The following is a 4,783-nucleotide window of genomic DNA, read 5'->3' as shown; positions in this document are numbered from 1 at the left end:
ACGATGCCCGCACTGTGACACGCCCCTGACAAAAAACGATAATAAAAATATGCCAAAGTAGTGCTAGGCGGCGGCCCAGGTAGCCAACTCGCTTTCCAAGACTTGACACTGCCGCGCGCGGGGCCAACGCGCGGGGTCGTGGGTGGCTTGAACGGCAATACCGACCAGCATGGCGTAGACTCGGCGTGCGCGGAGATCCTCTCCCAAGACAGCATCCGGCAAAAAGCCTGGCTCCTCGCGGATCAACTGTGCGATAATCGTCAGCACATGTTCGGTTCGGGTCAACTGCTCAGCGTGGAAATCCGGCTCGCTGAGCGTCATGTTCCAGAAAGCAAACCATATTTTCCATGTATCACGACTTTCCGAGTCCATGGGGAGCAGGACTTCAAGGCATTTGCTGAGTGGCAACCGCGCCGCAATTGCGTGGTCGAGTCGTGCCTGGGTTTGGCAAAGCGTATCCTGGAAGATGAGGAACATCAACTCAGCCTTGTTGCGGAAATAATGCGAGACAACAGCTGTGCTGTAGCCCGTGAGTTGGGCGACTTCGCGCACCGTTACCATTTCAAGCCCGTGGGAGAGAAGCCGTGCCTTGGCGACGGCGACAACTTGTTGGCGGCGATTTTGATGATCAATGATGCGCGGCAATGAGTGATCCAATCGAAGATGCAAGATGATGATACAGCCCAATACAGGCTTGAACAATCTTATATATAACACCGTCATAAAAAGCTTTACAGCGGCGAGCGCGTTCGCTATCAAATAATGCGATAAGACGGAGCCGGAGGGGAATATGGATATTCGCGGTAAGCTCGTGGAAGAAGCGCAGGATATGCTTGAGCATTTGGCGACAGCGCGTATCCGGCAGGCGCCATCTGTGCTGACGATGCCGGCCGATATATATACCGATCCCGCGTTGTTCCAGCAGGAACGGATGAAACTGTTCCGGCGGGTACCGCTGATGTTGGCGGCCAGCTGCGAGCTTCCCGCCTCTGGCGACTACAAGGCCATGACGGTTGCTGGCGTTCCCGTTCTCCTCGTGCGGGGCAAGGAAGGAACCCTGCGCGCTTTTTTGAACAGCTGCCGGCACCGGGGCGTACCGCTAACAAAAGATAGTTGCGGCCACGCCACTCGATTTACCTGCCCTTACCATGCATGGACCTATGGGCTTGATGGAACGTTGCGCGGCGTGGCGGCTCGCCAGGAGTATGGCGACATCGCATTCGCCGACAATGGCTTGTTGGCGTTTCCGGCGGAAGAGCGGGCGGGTCTTGTCTGGGTTATATTGGACACGCAAGCGGCAGCGGATTTTGATGTATTTCTGGGGGAATTTGGCAGCTTGCTCACGGGGTTCGACTTAGGGAGCTGGCATTATTTCGACCGGCGTGTGCTGCACGGCGCTAATTGGAAACTGGCTTTCGACGCACATTTGGATTTCTACCATCTGCCAGTGCTGCACAGAAACACGTTTGGGCCTACGATCGGTAATCTCGCGCAATATTACTATTACGGCCCGCATCAGCGCCTCGGCCTTGTCAGTAAGGCGGAGCATAAGCTTGAGCAGGACGACATCGCCGGTCTGGCGGGTATGCCCTCCGAGACCTGGCCGCTCAAAACATTATTGTTCGGTGAATGGATCGTCTTTCCCAATGTGTCCATTAACTGTTTCTACAAGGGCGGACGCGGCATCATCATTTCGCAGATATTTCCAGGTGAGCGCGTGGGCGAGTCCATTACGGTTCAGACCTTCCTGCACGAAAAACCGCCCGAAGGCGCGCAGCGCGCCGAGGCGACCGCGATGGCGCAATTCCTGACTCATGTGGTGGGTGAGGAGGATTTGCCGCTGTCGATGGACCAACAGCGGAGTTTTGAATCAGGCTTGATGCCGTACGTCCAGTTTGGCCGTAACGAGGGTGGGCTGCAGCATTTCCACTATTGGCTGGACAGGTTCGTCTCCGCCCCCGCAGGTATTTCCACTGCCGTATTGCTGGCGGACTGACTCCGCACACGCGGGTGTGAACATGACACCGAGAGGGAACCCCCGGAAAAATCCAGACAAGCCCATTGAATTGACGATTGAAATTGGCATCTGGTGGGGGTCGATCTGCGCCGATCGGCCCCTTCAAAATGGAAATTTTAGCCTTTACATCAGCGTCTTGCAATGAAACCAAGCTGGGTCCCAATCCGATGCTTATTCACACTCATCCGCGCGAGCGTGACGGAGGATAGGCGAGCTCCTGAATTGTAAAATCGCGTGCAATGTTAACCCCCTGAGGGGTCGCTTTCGCGTCCAATTTCGACCCCTCTGACGTTTTTATGTCAGCATTCTTCCTGCGGCCTCTAACGGGCCGGGGGGATATTTTGGGGGATGATCGAGGTGGATTTGATTGGCGATATTCGGCGGGCGTATTTTGAGGAGCATTTGCCGATCAAGGAGATCGTGCGGCGTTTGGCGGTTTCCCGAGCGAGTGTGCGCAAGGTGGTTCGTGGTGAGGCGACCCGGTTCAAGTATGACCGTGGCGTGCAGCCTGCACCCAAGCTTGGCGCCTGGCTGGAAGTTTTAACCGGGGTTTTGGCGGCTGAGGCGAAGTTACCGCGCCGGGAGTGGCGCTCGACGCAGCGTTTATTCGAAGAATTACGTGGCCGCGGCTATGATGGCGCGCATGACAGCGTGCATCGGTTTGCGAAGGCTTGGCGCGCAGAGCAGGCGCGGCTGCCGGCAGCAGCCTATGTGCCGCTGAGCTTTGCGCCCGGCGAGGCGTATCAGTTTGACTGGAGCCACGAGACCATCACGCTGCAGGGCCTGCCGGTGCTGGTCAAGGCGGCGCATATGAAGCTGTCGCACAGCCGGATGCCGTTTGTGCGGGTGTATCACCGCGAGACCCAGGAACTGGTGTTCGACGCGCATGACAAGGCGTTTTGCTTTTTTGGCGGGGTCTGCCGCATCGGCATTTACGACAACATGAAGACGGCGGTTGAGGCGATCTTTATTGGCAAATCCCGCAAGTATAATCAGCGTTTTCTGCAAATGTGCTCGCACCATCTGGTGGAGCCTCGTGCCTGCACGCCGGCTTCAGGTTGGGAGAAGGGACAGATTGAGAATCAGGTCGGCAATATGCGTGACAGATTATTCCTGCCCAAGCCGCGGGTAAAAAGCCTAGCCGAGTTGAATGCGTGGCTAGAAGACCAGTGCATTGCCCACGCCAAGGCCACGCTGCATCCCGAGTTCAAGGACCGAACGATCTGGGCAGTGTTTCAGGAGGAACGTGCCAGCCTGATGGAATTTCGTGGTCCGTTCGATGGTTTTGTTGAGAAGGCAGTGCGTGCCACGACCACCTGCCTGATCATGGCCGACCATAACCGCTACAGCGTGGATGCGCGCGCCGCCGGGCAAAAGGTGTTGGTACGTAGCCACGCCGAGCGCATCGTCGTGCTGCTGGGCGATGAGGTGGTGGCCGAGCATCAGCGACAGTTTCGGCGCGATCAGATCGTTTACAACGCCTGGCACTATTTGCCGATTCTGCTGCGCAAGCCGGGGGCGTTACGCAATGGCGCGCCCTTCAAGGATTGGGAATTGCCAGCCGGATTGGCCGAGGTACGGCGCAAACTGCAGAGTCACGCCGATGGTGACCGGCAGTTCGTCAAAATTCTGAGCGCGGTGCTGGAGCATGGCCTGGCGGCGGTGGAAGCGGCCTGCGCGGAGGCGCTGGAGGCGGGGCTTGCCAGCGGTGATGTCATCCTCACCGTGCTGGCACGAAGGCTGCAACCGGCGCTACCCCCCAGCATCACGACGCCCGACGCCCTGCGGCTAAAAATTGAGCCGGCCGCCGATTGCGCGCGCTATGACAGCCTGCGGCGGGCCGCGTGATGGAGCGCCAGGACATCTTGGCGGCGATGACTGAGCTGAAACTTCTCGGCATGCGCTCAGCCTTTGACGAGATCATGGGCAAAGGCATGGCGCGACGTGACGAATTCTACCCGCTGATTGCCAGTCTGATCCGCGCCGAACACACGCACCGCCAAGCCCGCTCAATCAGCTACCGGATGACCGGCGCCAAATTCCCGGTGCTGAAGGATCTGAACAAGTTTACCTTCGCCGAGACCGTGATCGACGAAGCGCTGGTACGCGAACTGGCCACCGGCACCTTCCTCGATGCCAGGCGCAACGCCATCTTTATTGGTGGAACCGGCACGGGGAAGACTCATTTGTGCATCGCCGTTGCCTCTGCCGTTATCCGCGCCAAAGCCCGTGGCCGGTTCTACAACCTTGTCGATCTGGTCAACCAGTTGGAGCAGGAGAATACCGCCGGCCGTAGTGGCAGGCTGGTGGAAAAACTGCTGCGCTATGATCTCATCATCATCGACGAACTTGGCTATCTGCCTTTCAGCCAATCCGGCGGCCAGTTGCTGTTCCACCTCATCAGCAAGCTCTACGAAAACACCTCGCTATTGATCACCACAAATCTCGCCTTCGCCGACTGGCCGCAGGTTTTTGGCGATGCCAAAATGACCACCGCCATGCTGGACCGCCTTACTCACCACTGCGATATCGTCGAGACCGGCAATGAGAGCTGGCGCTTCAAAAACCGCGGCTGACGCCCCCTCGCTCCGCTCAGGGGGCAAATAACTCAAGTAGGTATGGCCCTGCCTGCCTTGCGCCTTAAGGCGCAAGGCAGGCAGGGCCATACCTACTTGAACAAGCAAAAACTAACGCAGAACGGTAAGCGATGCCCCGCGGCCCTGTGATTTAGCTTTGACTTTTGCGTCAGGGTGTGGCTGTCGGTTT

The 4,783-nt window shown here is 57.8% G+C and carries 4 protein-coding genes; 3 read left to right on the top strand and 1 reads right to left on the bottom strand.

Annotated elements, in window-relative coordinates:
* Window positions 1-63: 63 nt before the first annotated feature.
* A complete protein-coding gene (locus QQJ84_RS08995; RefSeq protein WP_284257817.1) occupies window positions 64-645 on the bottom strand; it encodes a TetR/AcrR family transcriptional regulator in 582 nt (193 codons plus the stop codon).
* A gap of 145 nt (window positions 646-790) precedes the next feature.
* On the opposite strand from QQJ84_RS08995, the gene QQJ84_RS08990 reads away from it, so the two are divergent.
* The 3 genes from QQJ84_RS08990 to istB all read left to right on the top strand — a co-directional run bounded on the left by QQJ84_RS08990 (window position 791) and on the right by istB (window position 4,593).
* The gene (locus tag QQJ84_RS08990; RefSeq protein WP_284257816.1) at window positions 791-1,996 is read left to right on the top strand and encodes an aromatic ring-hydroxylating oxygenase subunit alpha; all 1,206 of its coding nucleotides are present in this window, start codon (window positions 791-793) and stop codon (window positions 1,994-1,996) included.
* A 369-nt stretch (window positions 1,997-2,365) separates the two neighbouring features.
* Window positions 2,366-3,865: an IS21 family transposase gene (istA, locus tag QQJ84_RS08985; protein ID WP_284257815.1), complete on the top strand. Its 1,500-nt coding sequence runs from the start codon at window positions 2,366-2,368 to the stop codon at window positions 3,863-3,865.
* Window positions 3,865-4,593, top strand: coding sequence for an IS21-like element helper ATPase IstB (gene istB / locus QQJ84_RS08980; protein WP_284257818.1), 729 nt, complete (start codon window positions 3,865-3,867; stop codon window positions 4,591-4,593). The genes istA and istB overlap by 1 nt, the downstream gene beginning before the upstream one ends.
* Window positions 4,594-4,783: the final 190 nt, after the last annotated feature.

Origin of the sequence: Acidocella aquatica (genome assembly GCF_030160635.1) — a bacterium.
In the GTDB taxonomy this organism is placed as follows: Bacteria; Pseudomonadota; Alphaproteobacteria; order Acetobacterales; family Acetobacteraceae; genus Acidocella; species Acidocella aquatica.
The sequence above is the reverse complement of the archived record's forward strand: the minus strand, read 5'-3'. Positions and strand labels throughout refer to the sequence as shown.